The organism is Occallatibacter sp. (genome assembly GCF_036502485.1).
Lineage (GTDB): Bacteria > Acidobacteriota > Terriglobia > Terriglobales > Acidobacteriaceae > Telmatobacter.
The window spans coordinates 87781-108491 of record NZ_DASXYM010000084.1 but is presented as its reverse complement, the minus strand read 5'-3'; the positions used below and the strand labels follow the sequence as shown (position 1 = coordinate 108491).

Genomic DNA, 20711 nt, shown 5'->3' with positions numbered 1-20711 from the left:
TCGGGGCGGATCTGGCCGGCGGACTGCGAGTCTTTGAACTCCAGGCGTACTTCGCCTTCATTGCCGAGGGATTTGAGGAAGTCGATGATGTAGGTGGAGTTGAAGCCGACCATGATGGGATCGCTGGAGTAGGGGGTATCGATGGTGTCTTCCGACTCGCCTGACTCGGTGGACTGGGAGCTGATTTTCAGCTCGTTGCCTTCAAGGCGCATGCGGATGGCGCCGCTGCGCTCATCGGCAAACTGGGCGACGCGCTGAATGGCGCTGGACAGCTCGCTGGAGCGGACGATGGCGAACTTGGTGTTATCGCGCGGCATGACGGCTTCGTAATTGGGGAACTGGCCGGAGAGCTTGCGCGAGCTGAGGGTGCGGTGGCCTACGCGGAAGAAGAGGGTGTGCTCGTCGTCGGCGAATTCGACCTTCTCGGCGTCAGAGTTGGCGAGGAGGGTCTGCAGCTCCTGCAGGGCTTTGCGTGGAACGAGGACGCGCTTTTCACCGCTGATGCCGTCGAGGGTTTCTCCGGTCTTCTCTACGAACGAGAGGCGATGGCCGTCGGTGGCGACCATGGCGATGGACTCGGCCTTGAGAACCATGAGCGCGCCGTTCAGGGTGTAGCGCGATTCTTCATTGGAGATGGCGAAGATGGTGCGGGAGATGAGGGTCTTGAGGGCGGGGGCCGCGATGCTGGTGACGGCGATGGCGGGGAATTCGGGGACCTGCGGGTAGTTGGCGCGCGCCATGCCGACCATCCTGGTGTTGGAGCGGCCGCTGCGGATCTGGACCCAGTGGTTGTCGAGGAGCTTGATGGAGATTTCGCCGTCGGGCAGGAGCTTGATGTAGTCGTAGAGCTTGCGGGCGGGGATGGTGCAGGAGCCGGGCTTCTTGACCTTCACCGCGGCGCTGGTGCGAATGGCTTGATCCAGGTCGGTTGCGGTGATGCTGAGCCGGTCGCCATCGGCTTCGATGAGAAAGTTCGAGAGGATGGGAATGGTGGTTTTGCGCTCGACCACGCTTTGCGTGGCGGTGAGCTCTTTCACCAGTTCCTGGCGGCTTACGGTAATTTCCATCGCTGCCCCCTGCGCGGCCGGTTTCTCCACTTCAGTTTCGACGATCGACATAAACCCACCTCTCGTTCCATCCGCTGAGGGCAGACGGCCACAGCATTCCACGCGGCGTCACGCTGGCCACACTGTACATCAGCTTAGCGCTTGGCGGATACGGCTGTCCTTGCTTGCTCCTGATTGTATTCATGTTTGCACTCTTCGCGCGAGAGTGGAAAACCGGCACAGAAGCGTGGAAACACAGGCGGAATCCTCATGGCCGGAAAGACGGGGCGGGCAGGTTGGGATGGATGGGGAGGAGATGCGGGCCTGGGGTCGGGAGCGGAAGCGCGCGCGGGTGGCAGGCCGGCTGGGACGTGAAGGTGCGACGGGGGAGACGTTCTGTGTGTGTAAGGCTTAATTACTTCCCGTACTCTCCGTAGTTGTGGCAGGAAAAGTGGATATTCTTCCCAAGATGTACATGCCGATGGGATTAGGCACGTGTCCACTTTTCTAAAACGGGACTGTGCAATTCCGGGAAAATGGAAAACAGGAGGGAAATGGTCCAGAAGCGCACCGAGTTTCCCACGTCTTCAACAGCGGCCTCGAACAGGCCTGTGAAAAGCAGGGTGGATTTGTGGGAAGGGCGTCACAACCCGCATGGACAGGGGGGTTGGGAGAGACCGGTCTCCCACAGCGGACGTGCTTTCCACGGCTTCCACAGTCGGGGGCGGAGGATGCGGAAATCCGGGGGGGAATGGCGCCTTGCGGGGCCGAGTGATGAGAGAAGAGAGAGACTGAGGGGGGGAATGGGTGGGATGTGGCGGTATGGAGTTGGTTCAGGGGCGATGGGCCGCGAAAGCAGGATGGGATGACCAGGCTCATGTTTTTTCTTCGCGGTGTTGTTTTGCTGAGTGCGGGGAGCTGTTCGGCTGTGGCCGGGTTTGCGCAGCAGGCGACCTTCACGATCGCGGGCAGAGTGGAGGGCGCGAGCGGGAATCATCCGGTGTACATCGCGTTGTGGGATGCTACGGGATTTCTGGCTCATCCATATCAGCAGGTCCGGATCGGACCGCACGCGAGCGTTGAGTTTCGTTTTCGGGTTCCGCCGGGAAACTGGGCGGTGAGCGCCTATGAGGACGAGAACGAGAACGGAAAACTCGATATGGGCATGTTCGGGCCCAAGGAGCCGAGCGGGTTCTGGCGCGCGTTCCATGCCTGGCGCAAGCCGCGGTTCGGGGATGTCTCTTCCGCGATTGATAAAGACGTGGGGAATGCCGTTATTCAGCTGCGCAAGTAGATGGGTGTGGTGCGGCTGAGGCCGGCTGTGGCTTGAGCGGGCACGGCTTCTATACTGAATCTTCATGTCCTACGCGGCGGCCATCGAAGCCCTGAACGCGCTGGCGCCGGAACTCTACACAGCTCCGGGCCGCGCGCGGCGCAAGTTCTCGCTTGCCGAGATTGCTGTTCTGCTTGAGGAGCTGGGGAATCCGCAGCAGAGTTTCCGCAGCGTGCTGATTGCGGGGACGAATGGGAAGGGCTCTACAGCGTCGACGCTCGCTTCGATTCTGCGGGAAGCGGGCCTGCGCACCGGACTCTATACATCGCCACATCTGGAGCGGCCGAACGAGCGCATCCAGGTGAATGGCGCGGAGATCGCCAACGAGGATTTTGCGCGCCGGTATCTCCGGGTTGCGGAGGCGGCGGACGCGCTGGTGATCAGCGGGCGACTTCAGCAGACACCCAGCTTCTTCGAGATCCTGACGGCTATGGCGTTCCTCCACTTCGAGGCGGCGGGCGTGGAGCTCGCGGTGCTCGAGGTGGGGATGGGCGGACGTTTGGACGCCACCAATGTTGTGGACCCGCTGATCTCGGTGATCACCGATATTTCGCTGGACCATACGGAGTGGCTGGGCCCCACCATTGCGGCGATCGCGAAGGAGAAGGCGGGGATTCTTCGACGCCATGGGGTGCTGGTGACGCTGCCGCAGCATCCCGAAGCCAACCAGGCGATTGGCGAGGTGGCTACGGAGCTTGAGGTTCGCGGAGTGAATGCTGTCGAGTACGTGCCGTCGCTGGGGCCGGCGGCGGAGCTCGAGCCGGGGGCGGGTTATCGGCTCAGCGTACTGGGCCATGCGATTGAAGCCGCTTCTCCGCTGTTCGGCACGCATCAGCAGCGCAACGTGGCGCTGGCTGTTGCGGCTGCTGTGGAACTGGCGGAGCATCATGGGCTGGCTATCACGGCCGCGGCGATCGAACGCGGCATCCGCACTACAGAGTGGCCAGGCCGGATGGAAATGCTGCAACGCGGCAAAACCACGTGGGTGCTGGATGTGGCGCACAATCCCGCCGGCGCATGGGCGTTGCGCGCGAGTCTGCGGAAGTTGCTGGAGAGGGAAGCCGCGGCGGGCAGGGCGCGCACTCTCGTGTTCAGTTGCCTGAAAGACAAGCCGGTGGGGGAGCTGGCGCAGATTTTGTTTCCGCTGTTCGACCGCGTGGTGTTCGCGCCGATCGCCAGCCCGCGCGCCACGCCTGTGGATACGTTGCTGGCGGCCGCAGCGGCGACCGGAACGGCGGCGGAGGCGGCTTCTTCGGTTTATGCTGCACTGCAGCATAAAGTGTCGGAGGATGGCGGCATGGTAGTGGTGTCGGGATCGGTTTACCTGGTGGGAGAGGCGCGCGCCGTGCTGCTGGGGCACCGAGCGGGGTGGGGTGAGCCGGACGAGTCAGGGAGCGCTCAGACATGACGCGACGGCCGGTCCCTCTCAGTTTGTACCAGCGATGGCATAGCAACGTATTCCGGGCTCCGTGGTTTTTTCTGATGACCGCGTTTTTCGGCACGCTGGCCCTGATTGCGTCGGTTTGGGCGAAGACGGGGAGGACGCAGCATCGGATAGCCCAGGTGTGGGCGCGCTCCTGCCTATGGATTTCGGGCGCGAAGTTGACCGTGAGGGGCGGCGAGAATCTGTTGCGGGAGCGGGTGGCGGTTTACGCAGCCAACCATACCTCTTATATGGATACGCCGGTGATCTTTGGGGCTCTGCCGTTCCAATTCAGAATTCTGGCGAAGAAGGAACTCTGGTCGATGCCATTTATTGGCTGGTACCTGAACCGCTCAGGGCAGATTCCGGTGGACACGGATAACCGGCGGGCTACGCTGTCGAGCCTCAGCGCGGGAGTCAGGGCGTTGCGCACCGGGATGCCGCTGTTTGTTTTTCCGGAGGGGTCACGAACCCCGGACGGTGAACTCAAGACCTTTCTTGCCGGGGCGGCGTTTCTTGCCATTCGAGCCCAGGTGCCGGTGGTACCGGTTGCGCTGAGCGGAGTTTACGATCTGCTGCCGATCCATAATTCGCATTTTTATCCGTGCAGCGTCACGTTGATGGCCGGGGAGCCAATCGACACGTCGGGGATGACGCCGCGACAGGTGGACGAATTGACGGAGCGCCTGCGCGGTGAGATTGCACGGATGCTGGAGTCAGCGCCCAGGAAGTGCGCCTCGGCGTAGCCTCTGGTTTGCTCCCAAGCTTGGGACGCTTGGCTTACACTGGTGTTTCCATGAGCTTACGAATCGCCATTCCGGAACCCACCAGCCTGGACGTTTCCTACAACAGCGGTGCGTTACCTCAGTACATCGCGGCTCTGCAGGCTGCGGGTGCTGTGCCTGTTCTGGTAGCGCTGCAGGAGACACCGGCGCGAGTTGCCCGGCTGCTGGCGACGGTGCACGGAGTTCTGCTGCCTGGCAGCAAGTTTGACATCGACCCTCAAGTGTACGGGGAGGTGCGCACCCCGGCGTGTCATGAATCCGATCCGGCGCGAACGGCGGCGGATGAGCTGCTTCTGCAGGATGCGTTCAACCTGAGGAAGCCGCTGCTCGGGATCTGCGGGGGGATGCAGGCTTTGAATGTCTGGCGCAACGGGTCATTGGTGCAAGACCTGCCGACGGCGGGCAGGAGGGCGATCAATCACGCGGCGGGGCGAGAGGTTGAGCACGCGCACGAGATTCGCATTGAGCATTCGTCACGGCTGGCGGAGGTTGCGCCGCCGACCTCGGCGCCGGTTCATGTCAATTCAAGCCACCACCAAGCGATCAAGGTGCCGGGGGACAATCTGCGTATCTGCGCAACCTGTCCCGATGACGGAGTGATCGAGGCGATCGAGCTGAGGTCTCAGGATCAATTTGTGCTGGGGGTGCAGTGGCATCCGGAGAGAACGTATGGGTCGAGTGCGTTGTCGCGTGCAATCTTTGCGGCCCTGGTGCATGAGGCGCAGTCCTGGGCAACGTGCCGTGCCGACGCTACGGTCCCTGCATGAGTGAGACGGAGGGCCTGGGCGAGGCTGGCCGCAAGCTGGTGCAACTGCTTGCGGAAGCGGGACAGCCCGAAGTTCCTCCGCGGACTATTCGCCGATTCGAGCGATATCTGGAGCTGCTGCTGCTCTGGAATGCCCGCACAAATCTGACTGCCATTCGCGACGAGGACGGTATTTTGCGTCGTCATTTTGTGGAGTCGATCGCAGCGGCGCGTGCGCTTCCCGGAAATCCTGGCTCGCTCCTCGATTTTGGTTCGGGGGCGGGGCTGCCTGGGATCCCGATCGCGTTATGTCGTGAAGATATTTCGGTGACTCTGGCGGAATCGCAAGGCAAGAAGGCGGCGTTCCTTCGCGAGGCCGTACGGGTGCTGGGGGTTTCGGTAAGGGTCCATGCGGGGCGGGCCGAGGATTTAAGCACCTCCTTTGACTGCGTCACGTTGCGGGCGGTGGACAGGATGGAAGCCGCGATGCCTGTGGCGGCAAGCCGGGTCAGCCCGGGTGGATGGCTGGCTCCATTCACGACTGTCGGGGAGGCGGACCGGGTTCGAAGTTTGGCCGGCTCTGGGTTCGAGTGGGGAGGAGCGATTGCGCTGCCGGGCGGGGATGATCGCCTCTTGCTTCTTGGCCGTCGAGTGCTGGAGCGGGATTAGGGGAATGTTCCACGTGGAACACTGCTGATCAGGCGATGGATTATGTTCCACGTGGAACACTGCCGATATTCCGGTTTGGATGGTTGCCGTGAATCAGGATGTTCCACGTGGAACACTGTCTCCGCGCGGTCCCCCTCCAGGCACGCTGTGCGCTGAAACAAGAGGCGCATAGGCACCAGAGCCGACGCTGCGTTTCACTTGGGGAATGGGCTGTTGCAGCCGCTTCAACGGGCAGTTTTCCACCGAAGGCCTCCTCGATGTGTGCCCGCGTGGAAATGCCGTTGATGAGCAGTAAAACTTTTCGGCACAGCAGTTTAGGAGCAAGGCTCTTTGCGGGGCGATTCGTGGTTTCCACAGGTTTTACGATTTGTCCACAGCCCGCACAGAGGCCCCCGGCCACCCTCGCCGATTAGTCTGGAACTTCATGGCGAAAATCGTCGGTATCGTCAATCAAAAGGGTGGTGTGGGTAAAACTACCACCGCCATCAACCTGTCTGCCTGCCTCGCGCTGGAGGGGCTACGTGTGCTTCTGGTGGACTGCGATCCTCAGGCCAACGCATCTTCCGGTCTTGGCATTGCGCGCGACGATGACCGGCACTCGGTCTATGACGTACTTGTCGGTCAGGCGCAGGCGGAGCAGGTGATTCTGCCCACGGAGATTGAAAACCTGAGCGTTCTTCCCGGTTCGAAGAACCTCACAGGAGCGACGGTTGAACTGGTCAATGCCGAAGACCGTGCTCTTCGCCTGCGCCGCGCCCTGGAGGGGATCCAAAGCAAGTACGACCTGATCTTCCTGGACTGTCCGCCGGCGTTGGATCTGCTCACGCTGAATGTGCTGAGCGCAGCAAACTCTCTCATCGTCACCATGCAGGCGGAGTACTTCGCGCTGGAGGGTATTTCCGAGCTGATTTCCACGCTGGAGCGGGTGCGGGCCGCATACAACCCGGATGTCACGATCGAAGGCGTGCTGCTGACCATGTACGACGACCGCACCAATCTGGCGCAGCAGGTTACGCATACGTTGCGCGAGTACTTCAAGGAGCGGCTCTACAAGACGGTCATTCCTCGCAATGTGCGGCTGGCCGAGGCGCCCAGTCACGGTAAGCCGGTGGCGCTTTATGACGTGCGCTCTCGCGGGACCGAGGCATATTTCGAGCTGGCTAATGAATTTCTGGCGCGCAACAACATGGAGAGTCCGCGCGCGAAGGCTCGGAAGGCCGCTGCCTCGCAGCAGCCCACGCGGGCGGTTCGCTTCTGGCCATACCATTAAGGGATTTGCCGGCTGCCTGAGCCTGAACCCCTTACACATTGAGATCTTGCCGAGTCACTGCTTTGAAAGTTTGGTTTAGAGGATTTTCCGATGGTTACCTCCACTGACAACAAGCGCCGGGCGCTCGGCAAAGGCCTGGATTCTCTCCTTCCCCGCGTACAACCCTCTGCCCCACCGAGCGCGGCTGCTGCCGAGCAGGAGGGCGGCAAGCCACGTGAGATCTCCGTCGATCTGATTGACCGCAATCCATTTCAAACGCGCTCCAGGTTCGATGACGCGCAGCTGGGGGAGCTTGCTGCCTCGATAACGGCTAATGGGGTGGTGCAGCCGGTGCTGGTTCGCCCGCAGGGGAATGGCCGATTCCAGCTCATTGCGGGAGAGCGGCGCTGGCGGGCTTCGATGCAGGTGGGCAAGAAGACGATCCCGGCTATTCTCCGCCAGGTCTCCGACGAGCAGGCGATGGAGATCACGATTGTCGAGAACCTGCAGCGCGCCGATCTTAATCCGATGGAGCAGGCACGGGCGTTTGAGCGGCTTTCCCGCGAGTTCCACATGACGCAGGAGCAGATGGCAACGCGGACTGGGAAAGACCGGACGTCGGTCGCAAACTTTCTGCGCCTGTTGAAGCTTCCAGCCGCGGTGCAGAACCGCGTGGAGGGCGGCGAGCTCACATTTGGCCATGCTCGCGCATTGCTGGCGCTGGGGGACCGTCCCGACCTGGAGAAGATGGCCGCGAGGGTGGCCGCACTTTCGCTTTCTGTTCGCCAGACGGAAACCATGGTGCAGGGCATTCTGAACCCGGAAAAGGCTGAAAAGAAAGAGCCTAAGCCGGAGGCGGCTGTCGATCCGAATGTGCGCGAAGTGAAGGATCGGCTGCAACGGGCTCTTGGCCTCAAGGTGAGCATTGAGGACAAGAATGGCCGCGGCAAGGTCATCATCGAGTACAGCAAGCTGGAGGATTTCGATACCCTGCTCGAGCAGCTGGCGGGCGCTGAGGTCTGAGCTTTCCAACTGGCTGATCTCCCAGTTGACGGCGAGCGGTGACGGGGTCTAGCGTCCTGAGCGGACCGGTATAACCGATGGAGCCATGACCGGGACAGACAGGCGCGCGGTGCGGGCCGCTGCCGTGGGCATGGTTGTGTTTCTGGCCTGCTTCTTCCGCCTGAGCTTTATGCCCACGTGCCTTGCCCAATGGCGACCGGCAGGGTCGGGGACGGTGCAGGGGTGCTGACGGCGGCATAGGAGTGCAGCAGACCCATTTTCGAATGCAACCCCGGCCGGTGATGTCGCGCTCTTGTATCCAGGGCAGAAACGCTCTGAGGTGGCCGATGGTGATCACGAGAGCTGAAGAAGTAGCGATGGCGGCGGTCGCCGTGTTTTTGCTGGCAATGGCCACTTTTGGAGTTGACGCCAGGGTTTTCCGACCCAAGCGATCGGCCAGAGGAGGCATGCCCCCGCCCAAACGGCGCGTTTCGTATGTGATCGAGACGAGGGACGACGAATCCGAGAAGGGGAATAGAACCGATCCGAGAGAGTAGGCTCCCAGCAAGGCATCGCTTTCGCGCCGCGGGGCGTGCGCAACTTACACCCATGCTGCCGAGACTCCGCGCTGTGAACATCGTGCCTGCGTCGCCTTCGCGTGCAGGCGGAGGGCGGATATACTCGCTCTTCAGGCAGAATCGCAGTCTATAGAACAGCGAATGTCTCTGGAGAGAGCTGTCTTGCCGTCTTCCCGTCGTGGATTTTTGAAGTCGCTTTCGCGGACCGCCCTTGTCCTGTCGCTGGAAGACGTGCTCTCGCTGGTGGGCCCTGCCAACGGCCAGCAGGCGGTGGAGCAGAAGCCCGCAGGCAGCGCGCGTCAGTCGTACACGGCGGAAAGCCGGCCTGCGCCGAAGGGAGCGGCATCGCCCGTTGCGGGGACGCCCCTGAGCGTGCAGTTTGTGGATGTGGCGAAGGATGCCGGCCTCAACGTTGAGACCATTTTTGGGGGCGAGCACCGCAACAAGTACCTGCTCGAGACGACCGGCTGCGGCGTGGCGTTCTTTGACTACGATCAGGACGACTGGGTTGACATCTTTCTTGTGAATGGGTGGCGTCTGGAAGGTTTTGCGAAAGGCAAAGAGCCCATCTGCCATCTTTTCAAGAACAATCGTGACGGGACGTTCACGGATGTGACGATCGGTTCGGGTCTGGAGCACAAGACGGGCTGGGGCCAGGCGTGCTGCGTAGGCGACTACAACAACGATGGCTGGAACGATCTTTTCGTCAGCTACTACGGGCAGAACGCGCTTTTTCGCAACGAAGGCAAGGGTAAATTCACGGACGTGACGAAGGATGCGGGGCTGATGCAGGACCGCCTTCGCTGGAACGCCGGCTGCTCGTTTCTTGATTATGACAAGGACGGACATCTCGACCTGTTTGTGGGCAACTACATCGATCTGGATCTGAAGACGACGCCTAAGCCAGAAGAGGCTAACTGCACTTACAAGGGCATCCTTGTTGCGTGCGGACCGCCGGGGCTTGATGGCGGCAAGAATCTGCTTTATCACAACAACGGCGACGGCACTTTTCGCGACGTGAGTCAGAAGGCGGGCATGTGGGGCACACTGGGGACGTATGCGCTGAGCTGCGCGGCAGTGGATCTGGACGGCGATGGCTGGCCCGACATTTACGTGGCCAATGACTCGACCTCAGCGACGCTCTATATCAACCAGAAAGACGGCACATTCAAGGACCAGGCGATCGAAGCGGGTGTGGCCTATTCCCCTGACGGCAAGCCGCAGGCAGGCATGGGCGTTTCCATTGGCGACTTCAACCGCGACGGAATGCCGGACATCGTGAAAACGAATTTCGCCGGCGACACGGATTCGCTGTACCTGAACCTGGGGGATGGATCGTTCGACGACCGCACATATCAAGCGGGCCTGGGAGTGAACACGCGCCTGCTGGGGTGGGGAGTGAGCTTCATCGACATGGACAACGACGGGTGGCTCGACATTCTTGTCGCCAATGGGCATGTGTATCCCGAAGTTGACGGCACGCAAGTGGACGCTGCCTATGCGGAGCGGAAGTATCTCTACCGCAACATGCGCAACGGCCAGTTTGAAGACGTGAGCATGAGGGGCGGCACGGGCATTACCACGGAGGCCAAAGCGCGCGGGTTTGCGATCGGCGATTTCGACAACGATGGGGATATGGATGCGGTGGTGAACTGCGTGAATGCCGTGCCGCAGCTTCTGCGCTGCGATGCTGCTCCCGGGCAGGAACTCAATCGCTCCTGGATCAAGATTCGCCTGGTGGGCGTGCAATCCAACCGGACCGGGATAGGCGCGAAGATCAAGGTTGTCGCGCAGACCGGCTCTCCGACTCTCACGGCCAAGGCCGCCGCGGGGGGACAAGCGGGCACGGCTCTCACGCAGATCGAAGAGGTCCGTTCGTCCAACGGCTATTTTTCATCCAGTGATCTCCGCTACCACTTTGGGCTGAACGAAGCGAAGAAGGTCGATGCAGTCGAGATCCGCTGGCCGTCGGGCGCGGTTGATACATTGAGGGAACTGGATGTGAATCGGCTGTACGTAATTCAGGAAGGCGGCAAGCTGCTCAAGAACGAGCGGCTGACGCCGGCGAGAAAGCGCACCTGATGCCTGCCTACCCGTCCTGCGGCAACTCCCAGCGAAAGTCGTAGAACACGCGGATCTGGTTTCCGTCCAGATCTGCCGCTCTGAACTCCCGCAGATGCCATGGCATGTCTTCGGGCTCTGACAGAATGCGGGCTCCCGCCGCCTTCCAGCGCGCGAACAAGGCGTCCACTTCGGCCTTGCTGTCGAGGTTGAGCCAGATTACGATTGGCGGCCCGCCATTTCCCCAGCCTTGCCGGAATGCCGCGTTGGTGAGAAACAGGCGGCACTCGCCGTGTGAGACACCTCCGATTCCACCCTGGTTGTTACCCCAGTCGAAGCGGAACCCCAGCACGTCCACGTAATATGCGGCGGCATCCTCGACATTCGCGACGGGAATCTCCGGCACTGCCTTGGGAAGTTGCTCCAGCATGTTGCCCACTTTACGCTCAATCCGAGTTGACGGAACCCGCGTCAGGGCGTGCGGCGAATCCTTTGCACTGATTTTCGCATCAACCCTGACCGGAGAGAGGACTTCGCGATGCCTGTTATCCGCAACTGTTCGACGTGTGGCAAACCGAATCGGATTCCGGCGCGCCATCTGGCCGACGCGGGCCGCTGCGGCGCCTGCAAAGGGCCGCTCGCCGCGGTGGCTGAACCCATTGAGGTGGGCGTGGCCGAGTTCGATGAGATTATTCGCGACAGCAAGGTGCCGGTGCTGGTCGACTTCTGGGCGGCCTGGTGCGGGCCTTGTCGTATGGCCGCGCCGCACGTGACGCAGACGGCGCGCGATCTGGCCGGCCGCGCGGTTGTGCTTAAGGTCGATACCGAGCGTCATCCGGATCTCGCGGGGCGCTATCGCGTGCAGGGGATTCCCAACTTTGCGGTGTTTGCGGGCGGCACGCTGCAGTTTCAGCAGGCAGGCCTGGTCGATGCGGACACGATGAAGTCATGGCTGGTGCGCGCCGGCTGATGTCTCCGTGTTCGGCCCAGTTGGCACCATGTGAACTCCGTCGGGCGCCATCGATCGCGCTGTCACGGGTTTGATCGGTGCGACGCAGCGAATCACTGTACCTTTTCCGGGTGCGGATTCGAGCGAAAACCGACCACCTACCATGCGCATGCGTTCGCGCATGCTGATAAGTCCCAAGCCTTGCTGCTTGTCGGCCCGGTGCGCCTCGAATCCCACGCCATGATCGCTCACGGTCAGCCGGACCTCGTCCCCGCTTCTCTCCAGCTTCACTTGAAATCGCTTGGTGCCGCTGTATTTTATGGCATTCTGCAGTGCTTCCTGCAGCACGCGGTACAGGCTGAGCGCGACAGGTTTTGGCAAATCGGAGGGGATTCCATCACAACTCAAGTTGATTTCGACCTGCTTCTGGGCGCAAATCTCTTTGCACAGCACGGCCGCCGCCGCCGTCAGGCCCAGGAACTCGAGGTGGGACGAATGAAGCCGGTGGGATATGGACTGAATGTCAGTGCCCAGTTGTCTCAGATGGTCAGCGATGGCCTCGAACGCGGTGCGCGTCTTTGCATCCGGGGCGATCCTGGGGGTGAGAGAACGCACCTGGTATGTGAGCATGGCAATGCGCTGTACGATGTCGTCGTGCAGTTCGCGGGCAATCCGCGATCGCTCTTCCTCCTGAGCCTGCAGCAGCTTTCGCTCGAGATCGGCCAGCGACTCTTCCGAATCTTTCCGGTCGGTTATATCTACGCACGACCCGATGTAGCCGGCAAACACTCCTTCGCTGAAGCGCGGTACCCCGGTATCGAGTAGCCAACGGTATGCGCCGTCGTGCCGCCGCATCCTGTACTCCATCTGGAAATTCTCCCGCCGCTCGAACGCACCCGCATAAGTGGACATGCATCGTTCCAGATCTTCCGGGTGAACGCCTTCTGCCCAGCCGTCCCCCGCCTCCTGCTCCATAGTGCGTCCGGTAAACTGCAGCCACGTGTCATTGAAGTAGGTACAGAGCATGTCGGTACCCGACATCCAGATCTTTACCGGGGCGTTGTTGGCGGCCAGCCTGAACCGCAGTTCGCTTTCGCGGCGGCCGAGCTCTTCGCGCTCCAGGCCGGCTGCGGTGACCACGATCACGACCATCAGGCAAAGCGTGACACCTGCCGCGACCAGGGCGAGAGAGAACCCTGACTCCCAACGCAACTGCTGCTGGGCGTTGCGAACTGCCAGGCCGACCAACACTGAGCCCACCAGCCCGGCAGGCACCAGCCGCCGCAGTGCAGCTCCTCCCTCGTTGCCGGCATGCAGCAGGCGCACCAGCCCTTCCCGCGGATGCGCATATTGCACACCGATGCAAGCAATGACGAAACCAAGTGCGGTGGGAACCGACATATTAGCCTGCGGACTGATGGTGTTGGGCAGGTGCGTGTCATAGAGGTGCGCGATCAGGGCGATGGCGCCGAGCATGCCGGTACAGAGCGCGAATGCGCGGGACAACTCGCGAACCATCCAGAGGCGCGACCGCAGCGAGGAAGCTGCGAGGCCAAGAAGCACGTACCCGAAGCTTGTGTACTGCGACATGCGTCCGGGGAATTGGAAGTAAGAAGGGTCGCGGAGCAGGAGTTCATCGATGCCAAGGCTCAGGTTCCAACCGTATTCAGCCAGGGTGAGCGCGCCCAGCAGGGCCGCACAAAGGGCATAGACCGGCATGTCGCGATGCCGGCGACGCAACAAAGAAGTTGCTGCAAGGAGCAGGCAGGCGGCGCTGTTGGCCTTCATGCCCACGGACTGGGGAACGAAACTTTCCAGTGGCGGCAGGTTGAGCGCGCAGCCGGTCAGGGCCACGATGGAGATGACAACCAGCACCCATGCTGCGATGGACGCAACACTTTCCAGGTGTGGTCTGTTTACCGATTCATCCACCGTTTGGGTCATTCGGCGTCCCAGGGGGTATTTGGACTTACGGGGCCCGGACAGAAGCGCTAGCTCCCACCACAAGAACGGCAAAACTACAGAGGCGCAGGGAAGATTTCTGCAACCCCGCACTTCTGGGGAAGTCAACCAGGACTGTGCAGCATGATTCAGTTCAGGTCACTTTGGATGATTGAAACGATCTCTGTCAAGTGTAGACGAGAGGGAGCCTCAACCTGGTTTCATGATCGAGCAGCCAACGTTTCCGCTCCATTCCGCCGCCGTAACCGGTGAGAGATCCGTTGGCGCCAATCACGCGGTGACAGGGAACGACCACGCCGAGGGGGTTGGCACCGTTGGCCAGTCCCACGGCGCGCACGGCTTGCGGCCGGCCGATGCGGCGAGCGAGTTCCCCATAGGAGATGGTTCTGCCGCAGGGGATGTTGCGAAGCGCCCGCCATACGAGGCGCTGAAAATCCGTGCCAGCAGTCTTCACGGACAGGCTGTCGATGGAGTGCACGTCGCCGTCGAAATAACGCGCGATGGCAGTCGTAAGGCCATGAGGATCGCGTGCCGGGGCCAGCCGCAGTTGCATGGGGGCGTAGTGGCGTTTCAGGAAGGGTTGCATGAGCCGATCTTTCTCCGACCAGAAAGTCGCGCGCAGACACCCGGCATCGTCGGAGACAATCAGCATTTCGCCAAGCGGGGTGGGGAGGCGGTCAACCCACAATGACAGGATGCCATTCATTCGTCCTCATCCCTTCGGTTGATATCAACCCGTGCTGCGAGAGAGTATTTTGCTTCACTTTCGATCAGGGCCGCAAGTGAAAGGGCCGATGGCCCAACTTACATCGAGGAGAAGCTGGTCTGGTCCGCGGCGACGGGGAAGTTCAGGGGCTGACGTATCTGTGCCGCTGTTCTCCGCTCTTGCGGCAGAGGTAAGCGGTTGTCGTGAGGTTCGTCGCGGTTCAGTACCAGCTCAAAGATACGTTCGAAGACGCCGTGATCGCCGGCAAGTTTCTCGCGTCTCCTGCGCAGAAAGGCGAAGCGGAAAGGCGAATAGGGCTCCATGCGGGCGAGGAACTGCGGGGAGAACCGGGTGTGGGCGTCGCCGATGGTCATCAGGATCAGCGAACGCCAGCTCATGCGCAAAAGGTCCTTGTGGTGATTGAGGGACGGTGACTCCGCATCGCCCAGCGCATCCATCCTGGCGCCGACGACGTTGGCGAAGTTCAGCAACTGCTCGGCGAGGGCATCGATCGGTTGGCCAGCACGAACGGCGCGTGTGAACAGGGTGTCCGAGCCGAGCTCCAGATCTTCGCGAATGTCCTGGAGGTCGTCGCCGAGTTGTAGCAGCACGCCCCACAGGAAAGCGAACTCGCTCTGCTGAGAATTCAGCGTGCCGCGGACCAGGCAGGCATCGGCCAGAACGGAGGTTCCGCCTTTGGCACAAGTGATGTGCAACAGCTCGGTTTCGGTGAGCCGGCCGGCCTCGTGGAGCTGCCGCACGCTCTCCTCCTGCGCGGCATGGATGGCCAGCAGGGCGTCGAACACCTCCCCATGGCCCGGTCTAGGAAATTCTTCTTCAATCAGGCGAACCATCTCCCAAAGCCTGGACTCATGAGGTTCTGCAATCAGCGGTTGTCCCCGCAGCCGTTCGCGGAAACGGCGACTGAAGCGCACCTTGTCCGCGCTGCTGACGATGCGCTGGTCGAGGAAGTTGTCGGTGTAGGGGTAAAGCAGGCTGTAACCGAGTATGGAGGGGGTCAGGCGCAGGGGGGCTCCAAACAGGGGCTGCATTCCACAGGCCGTCCACGCATTGCGCGCGGCCTGGGTGACGGCGGCATGGCTGAGCGCTGGGTCGAAGCGATGGGCCCAGCGGGCCAACTGCTTACCGACGGGGAGGAAGCCGGAGGTCAAGAGCTGGATGGCATCGGGACCGAGATCGAGCGCTTCGGCCGCGAATCGCGCGAAAGACTGGGTCAGGCGTTCCTCGGCCACGCGGGGGTCGGGCACTTGCTTGCGGCAACTGCGGCGCACCTCATCGACGGCATGGTCGTAAGCCTTCTCGCGCTGCTTGTGTTCGCGGGCGGAATAAACGGGACCGGAGCCTGCCCAGGGCCCAGCGGCCCGAGTCCACTCGTCGAGGGCGAGGCGCACCTGGAGCCCGACCCAATCGCTGCTGGCCATCCGCTTCATGTCTCGAGAAGGTACGGAGGGAGGGGGCTGGCGGTTCCGGGGCTTGTCACGGAGTGTTGTGATAAATGGTGATTCGATGAACGGGCGGCCTGAGCGTTACCGCAGGGGTTCATCGTGTGTGGGACCGGCTGGAAATGAATGCCGCCGCATCCTGTCCTAAATCGGACAGGTACCAGGAGGTAAGGAACAGGACCACGATGCACCCTGAGGACCAGAAGAAGAGTTGCACGGGAAGGGTAGCGGTGAGCCTCCGGCCACGGTCGGGATTGCCGCGGAGCGGCATTTTGAACAGCAGTCCACTCATAAAGCAGACGTAGGCAGCCCATCCTAAGCGCAGGCACACCAGGAAGATACGTTCGTCCCAGCTCACGCCGGGGACGAAGAAGGCGCAGATAGCCGCCTCGTAGAGGGACGCGATGCAGAAGAAGAAGCAGGCGGCTTTGCCCAGTTCCAGAAGCACGGGCCTTACCCCCGCGGCGGCCGATCTGGCCGGCGCTGACCAATTCTATTCCAAGTCAGTCTTGCGGGCGTGTTCAGAGCGGGTGGAAGGCTGGGCATCTGAAAACGTCTTCAGCGATTCGCGGTCCGGATGCCGGCTGGAGGCGGGGGGGAGGGGTTGAAGGGTGAGTAAATCGCTTTATGCGGAGGGGTTGATACCGGTGAGGGGCAGTTCTGGCAAAGTCAACGAAATCAATTGGAAACTGACTGTAACCGTTTTCAAATGCAGCCCTCGTTACCATCTGATTTCGCAGGTAAATTGCACGTTGACATGGCCATCCGACATTGCTATCGTTTCGCTTTGCTTTGGGGAATGTAAATTTCAGGCCTCAGTCTGAGTTGTGCTTTGAGGAGCTTTCCCCAGACTTTGAGCGAACCTGCCAATCGCGACAGGCGAGCCTTGTATTGCGGCGGGAGAGAATCCGGCCGACGAAACCACACAAGTTCACATAAAAACAAAACGCAAGAAACTTCAGGAGACCGCATGAACAAGATGATTCGCACAGCCCTTGCGCTGGCGTTATTCGCCTGCGTGAGCTTTGTGCTCTTAGCTCCCGCTAGAGCACAGTCGGTCTACGGATCGATCTTCGGCACAGTGACGGACAAGAGTGGCGCGGCGATACCTAATGCCACGGTTTCAGTCACAAGCGAGACGAAGAACACGGTAGTCACCGTGACCTCCAACGCATCCGGAGATTACAGCGTAGCCCACCTCACCCCCGACGTATACGACCTAAAGGTTGAGGCGCAGGGATTCAAGAGCTTCCAAGCCAAGGCGATCCAGGTGCTGGCCGACACATCGCCCCGCATCGACCCCACAATGGATGTGGGTGGCGCTTCAGAAACCGTGCAGGTGAATGCCGACCAGGAACCGATGCTGAAGACGGACCGCGCCGATGTGGCAACCGTATTCGATCAGCAGCAGGTGGCCAATCTGCCGGTTGGCGACCAGAACTTCACCAACCTTCAATTGCTGGTACCGGGCGCGCAGAAGCTGGGGTGGTCGCATGCCGCGTCGGAGAACCCGCAGGCTTCGCAGCAGATCATGGTGAATGGCCAGGCATTCGCGGGCACCGCGTTTGAGCTGGACGGCACCGACAATCAGGATCCGATTCTGGGAATCATCGTCATCAACCCCACCATGGATGCGGTGACGGAAACCAAGATCACGACGCAGAACTTCGACGCCGAACTGGGCAAGGCGGTTTCCGCGGTTGTGACGGCGCAGACCAAGTCGGGCTCGAACAAACTCCACGGCAGCGTTTACGACTTCAGGACCAGCAACGCGAACCTGGCCCGCGATCCGTTCAGCCAGGCGCCCTTGTCGTACACCAACGCCAACGGCCTCGCTCCGTCCATTCCGGGCGGTCTCAAGAACCGTTTCGGCGTATCTGTCGGCGGCCCGGTTCTGAAGAACAAGATCTTCTTCTTCGGCAACTTCGAAGGTCAACGCCAGAAGACCGGCACGATCGCCTCGGATACGCTTCCGACCAGCCTCCTGACCGAAACCGCGCTGGGCAACATCGTTGGACCGAGCGGAATACCGGGCGCGGACTTCAGCGAGTACAAGACGCAACTGGGAAGCGCCGGGATCATTTACGACAAGAGCGGCACCGCATACCCGGGCAACGTCATTCCGCGAGCCACGCTGCAGCAGCCCTCATCAGCTCCGGCCCTTGCGCTGCTCACGCTTTTGGAGCCTTATACCAAGGGTATTGGTCTGGGGAGCGCAGGAAACCTGAACGGCCTTGACAACAACTATCACGGCGGAGGCACGGGGTCACTGAACAGCGACCAGTGGACGGTTCGCGGAGACTACAACGCGACCGAAAAGATCCACGTGTTTGGCCGGTTCTCGCGGTTCACCGACACACTGACCGGCAAGCAGCTGTTTGGAGTCGCCGGCGGTCCTGGGTTCGGCATCGGCAACTACGGCGGAACATCGCAAGGCGCCAATGACAGCCTGGCTTCCGGCATGGACATTGCCCTGAGCCCGGCGCTGCTGACCGACTGGCGCTTCGGTTACTACCGCTATAACATCCTCACGCACAAGTCGGATCAGTCCACCGAATTTGCGAACCAGCTTGGAATTCCAGGGTTGAACACCGGCGATTACTATACTGGCGGTTCTCCCACGTTCAACATTACGAAGCTGGCCGGCGGAAGCGGCACGCCGGTGGATGGCAACAACTACAACTACGGTGATGGTCTCAACGTCAACCGCTGCAACTGCCCGCTGACGGAGAAGGAGCACCAGTACCAGTTCGTGAATAACTGGACGAAGCTCTTCGGCAACCACACGGCGAAGGTGGGTGTGGACCTGCGGTTTGCGAACAATCTTCGCGTGCCGTCGGACAACAATCGCACCGGTATCCTGAACTTCGCTACGGGGCAGACATCGAACGGCTCTGAAGGCGGACTTGGATATGCCACCTTCCTTCTGGGTGAGGTGTCCAGCTTCCAGCGCTACTACTCGGCGTCGACCAACGCCCAGGAAAATCAGAAACGGCTGTTCTTCTATGGCCAGGACACGTGGCGCGTGACCCACGCTCTGACCCTGAATTACGGTCTGCGTTGGGAGCTCTATCTCCCTGAGACCGTGAATGGCAAGGGCAATGGTTCGCTGCTGAACCTGAGCGACGGCTATCTGCACGTGGCCGGTTATGGGAAGCACGATATGGCGATGAACTGGGGTATCGAGAAGAAGAACCTTTTCGCGCCTCGGGTCGGCTTCACGTGGCAGTGGAACGACCGCACTGTGATCCGCGCTGGATATGGCCGCAGCTTCGACATCGGCGTGTTCGGTTCGATCTTCGGTCACGCCGCAACTCAGAACCTTCCGGTACTGACCAACCAGAGCCAAAACGCACCCTCCACCACCGCGCCCGCATTCCTGCTCAACGTCGGTCCTGACGCACCCACGACGCCCACGGTACCGGACAGCGGTCTGCTGCCGAACCCCGGCGCGCTGGTTAACTCGCGCGCACGTCCCAACCCGTTGCGTTTCCCCGAGATCGATGCGTGGAACCTGGCCTACCAGCGTTCCATTACTCCCACCATGTCTGTGACCCTGGCCTATGTAGGCAACAAGGGCACCTACACACTGGGCGACAGCAGCGGCAACACGATCAACCCGAACGAAGCGGCCATCGTTCTTCCTGGTTCGCTTGGACCGGGAGGCCAGACACTTCACTGGGATCCGAGCTGGACTGGGTCGACACCGTCAGCCACAGGCCAGACCGGCAACTACAATCAGCTGCGGCGCTACTACTACTCTTCACTTCCGGCGTGCACCGATGGAAACTACACGCAGCCGGATCCGACATTGGGAGCTGGCGCCTGCGGGTGGACGAGCGACATCACCTACTACAGCGACAACCTGAACACGAACTTCAACGCCGCGCAGGTCACCCTGCAACAGAGTGTGTGGAAGGGTTTGAACTACACGGCAAACTATCAGTGGGCGAGCGCCTTCAACGACAGCACGCAGTACGCAAGCTGGGATAGGCATGTTGCTCACGGGCGTGACAGCTTTGTGCGCAGGCAGCAGTTGACCTGGTTTGGCACCTATGACATGCCGTTCGGCAAAGGCAAGATGTACGGAGCCGGAGTCAACGGTGTGACCAACGCGATCATTGGCGGCTGGCAGTTGGCCGGCACTTTGAACTGGGCGGGTGGCTTGCCCTTCTCGCTTAACTACAACAACTCGAGCGTCAACATTCCCGGCAGCGCGCCGAATTATCCGAGCTACACGGGTGCTGGCAGGTTGAAAACGAACCTGACCGGGTTCGTTCCGGGTTCGAACGGAACCGGGCACAGGGCCTATTACACCGCGCAGACGACGAGTTTGCTGACCGATCCCGGCAATGGCATCTTCAAGAATCCGGGACTGGATCATGTGGGCAACGTGAAGAGAAACACCTACTTCGGACCCGGGTTCTTCAATTCTGACCTGGCTCTCTCGAAGACGGTGACGTTCCACGAGAGCCTCGCGGCGCGGTTCCGGTTCGATGCCTACAACGCCTTCAACCACATCAGCCCCGGAAATCCGGGCGGCAACATCGAGTCTGAGGGAACGATTGGTGGCGGTGCACAGGGCTACACGCCCCGTCAGCTTGAATTCTCACTTCACCTGCAGTTCTAGCAGGGCGAAGGAGCCGCAAACAGCGAGGGGAGCTTCGGCTCCCCTTTGCTGTGCCCGCCAGCTGGATTGGAACGGGCGCGGCGGGTGGCAATACACTGGATTGCAGGTTT

16 protein-coding genes are annotated in these 20711 nt (G+C 61.1%); 10 read left to right on the top strand and 6 right to left on the bottom strand.

The annotated features are described in order from the left end of the window. On the bottom strand, positions 1 to 1118 hold a 1118-nt coding region (gene dnaN, locus VGL22_RS12255; RefSeq protein ID WP_465267215.1), incomplete at its 3' end, for a DNA polymerase III subunit beta. An 805-nt stretch (positions 1119 to 1923) separates the two neighbouring features. Here dnaN and VGL22_RS12250 point away from each other — a divergent pair. From VGL22_RS12250 to VGL22_RS12215, 8 genes are all read left to right on the top strand, one after another. After that, complete coding sequence (locus VGL22_RS12250) at positions 1924 to 2340, top strand: DUF2141 domain-containing protein (RefSeq protein WP_465267214.1); 417 nt, start codon at positions 1924 to 1926, stop codon at positions 2338 to 2340. 64 nt (positions 2341 to 2404) lie between these two features. Beyond that, positions 2405 to 3787 (top strand): bifunctional folylpolyglutamate synthase/dihydrofolate synthase, encoded by a 1383-nt coding sequence (locus VGL22_RS12245; RefSeq protein ID WP_465267213.1) that lies wholly within the window; start codon positions 2405 to 2407, stop codon positions 3785 to 3787. Next, the gene (locus VGL22_RS12240; RefSeq protein WP_465267212.1) at positions 3784 to 4548 is read left to right on the top strand and encodes a lysophospholipid acyltransferase family protein; all 765 of its coding nucleotides are present in this window, start codon (positions 3784 to 3786) and stop codon (positions 4546 to 4548) included. The genes VGL22_RS12245 and VGL22_RS12240 overlap by 4 nt, the downstream gene beginning before the upstream one ends. Before the next feature lie 50 nt (positions 4549 to 4598). Further along, a complete protein-coding gene (locus tag VGL22_RS12235; RefSeq protein WP_465267211.1) occupies positions 4599 to 5354 on the top strand; it encodes a gamma-glutamyl-gamma-aminobutyrate hydrolase family protein in 756 nt (251 codons plus the stop codon). Then, complete coding sequence (gene rsmG / locus VGL22_RS12230; RefSeq protein WP_465267210.1) at positions 5351 to 6001, top strand: 16S rRNA (guanine(527)-N(7))-methyltransferase RsmG; 651 nt, start codon at positions 5351 to 5353, stop codon at positions 5999 to 6001. Before VGL22_RS12235 ends, rsmG begins: the two co-directional genes overlap by 4 nt. A gap of 424 nt (positions 6002 to 6425) precedes the next feature. Further along, the gene (locus tag VGL22_RS12225; protein ID WP_465267209.1) at positions 6426 to 7271 is read left to right on the top strand and encodes a ParA family protein; all 846 of its coding nucleotides are present in this window, start codon (positions 6426 to 6428) and stop codon (positions 7269 to 7271) included. Positions 7272 to 7361: 90 nt separating this feature from the next. Further along, the gene (locus VGL22_RS12220) at positions 7362 to 8273 is read left to right on the top strand and encodes a ParB/RepB/Spo0J family partition protein (protein ID WP_465267208.1); all 912 of its coding nucleotides are present in this window, start codon (positions 7362 to 7364) and stop codon (positions 8271 to 8273) included. A gap of 719 nt (positions 8274 to 8992) precedes the next feature. After that, positions 8993 to 10912, top strand: a complete 1920-nt coding sequence (locus tag VGL22_RS12215; protein ID WP_465267207.1) for a CRTAC1 family protein — start codon at positions 8993 to 8995, stop codon at positions 10910 to 10912. Between the two features lie 7 nt (positions 10913 to 10919). Here VGL22_RS12215 and VGL22_RS12210 read toward each other — a convergent pair whose 3' ends face one another. After that, positions 10920 to 11321: a VOC family protein gene (locus VGL22_RS12210; RefSeq protein WP_465267216.1), complete on the bottom strand. Its 402-nt coding sequence runs from the start codon at positions 11319 to 11321 to the stop codon at positions 10920 to 10922. A gap of 108 nt (positions 11322 to 11429) precedes the next feature. On the opposite strand from VGL22_RS12210, the gene VGL22_RS12205 reads away from it, so the two are divergent. Then, entirely contained in the window at positions 11430 to 11861 is a 432-nt protein-coding gene (locus tag VGL22_RS12205; RefSeq protein ID WP_465267206.1) for a thioredoxin family protein, read from the top strand. Here VGL22_RS12205 and VGL22_RS12200 read toward each other — a convergent pair. From VGL22_RS12200 to VGL22_RS12185, 4 genes are all read right to left on the bottom strand, one after another. Next, positions 11838 to 13784 (bottom strand): PAS domain-containing sensor histidine kinase, encoded by a 1947-nt coding sequence (locus VGL22_RS12200; protein ID WP_465267205.1) that lies wholly within the window; start codon positions 13782 to 13784, stop codon positions 11838 to 11840. The genes VGL22_RS12205 and VGL22_RS12200 overlap by 24 nt on opposite strands. A 184-nt stretch (positions 13785 to 13968) precedes the next feature. Further along, positions 13969 to 14508: a methylated-DNA--[protein]-cysteine S-methyltransferase gene (locus VGL22_RS12195; protein ID WP_465267204.1), complete on the bottom strand. Its 540-nt coding sequence runs from the start codon at positions 14506 to 14508 to the stop codon at positions 13969 to 13971. 98 nt (positions 14509 to 14606) lie between these two features. Then, positions 14607 to 15920: a hypothetical protein gene (locus VGL22_RS12190; RefSeq protein ID WP_465267203.1), complete on the bottom strand. Its 1314-nt coding sequence runs from the start codon at positions 15918 to 15920 to the stop codon at positions 14607 to 14609. Positions 15921 to 16068: 148 nt separating this feature from the next. After that, on the bottom strand, positions 16069 to 16419 hold the full coding sequence (locus VGL22_RS12185) for a hypothetical protein (protein WP_465267202.1): 351 nt from the start codon (positions 16417 to 16419) through the stop codon (positions 16069 to 16071). A 522-nt stretch (positions 16420 to 16941) separates the two neighbouring features. On the opposite strand from VGL22_RS12185, the gene VGL22_RS12180 reads away from it, so the two are divergent. Then, the gene (locus VGL22_RS12180; RefSeq protein ID WP_465267201.1) at positions 16942 to 20601 is read left to right on the top strand and encodes an outer membrane beta-barrel protein; all 3660 of its coding nucleotides are present in this window, start codon (positions 16942 to 16944) and stop codon (positions 20599 to 20601) included. Positions 20602 to 20711 lie beyond the last annotated feature (110 nt).

Coding starts and splice junctions, on each gene's coding strand:
- VGL22_RS12250 (WP_465267214.1), top strand. CDS start 1,924: ATGTTTTTTCTTCGCGGTGTTGTTTTGCTGAGTGCGGGGAGCTGTTCG.
- VGL22_RS12245 (WP_465267213.1), top strand. CDS start 2,405: ATGTCCTACGCGGCGGCCATCGAAGCCCTGAACGCGCTGGCGCCGGAA.
- VGL22_RS12240 (WP_465267212.1), top strand. CDS start 3,784: ATGACGCGACGGCCGGTCCCTCTCAGTTTGTACCAGCGATGGCATAGC.
- VGL22_RS12235 (WP_465267211.1), top strand. CDS start 4,599: ATGAGCTTACGAATCGCCATTCCGGAACCCACCAGCCTGGACGTTTCC.
- rsmG (WP_465267210.1), top strand. CDS start 5,351: ATGAGTGAGACGGAGGGCCTGGGCGAGGCTGGCCGCAAGCTGGTGCAA.
- VGL22_RS12225 (WP_465267209.1), top strand. CDS start 6,426: ATGGCGAAAATCGTCGGTATCGTCAATCAAAAGGGTGGTGTGGGTAAA.
- VGL22_RS12220 (WP_465267208.1), top strand. CDS start 7,362: ATGGTTACCTCCACTGACAACAAGCGCCGGGCGCTCGGCAAAGGCCTG.
- VGL22_RS12210 (WP_465267216.1), bottom strand. CDS start 11,321: ATGCTGGAGCAACTTCCCAAGGCAGTGCCGGAGATTCCCGTCGCGAAT.
- VGL22_RS12205 (WP_465267206.1), top strand. CDS start 11,430: ATGCCTGTTATCCGCAACTGTTCGACGTGTGGCAAACCGAATCGGATT.
- VGL22_RS12200 (WP_465267205.1), bottom strand. CDS start 13,784: ATGACCCAAACGGTGGATGAATCGGTAAACAGACCACACCTGGAAAGT.
- VGL22_RS12195 (WP_465267204.1), bottom strand. CDS start 14,508: ATGAATGGCATCCTGTCATTGTGGGTTGACCGCCTCCCCACCCCGCTT.
- VGL22_RS12180 (WP_465267201.1), top strand. CDS start 16,942: ATGAACAAGATGATTCGCACAGCCCTTGCGCTGGCGTTATTCGCCTGC.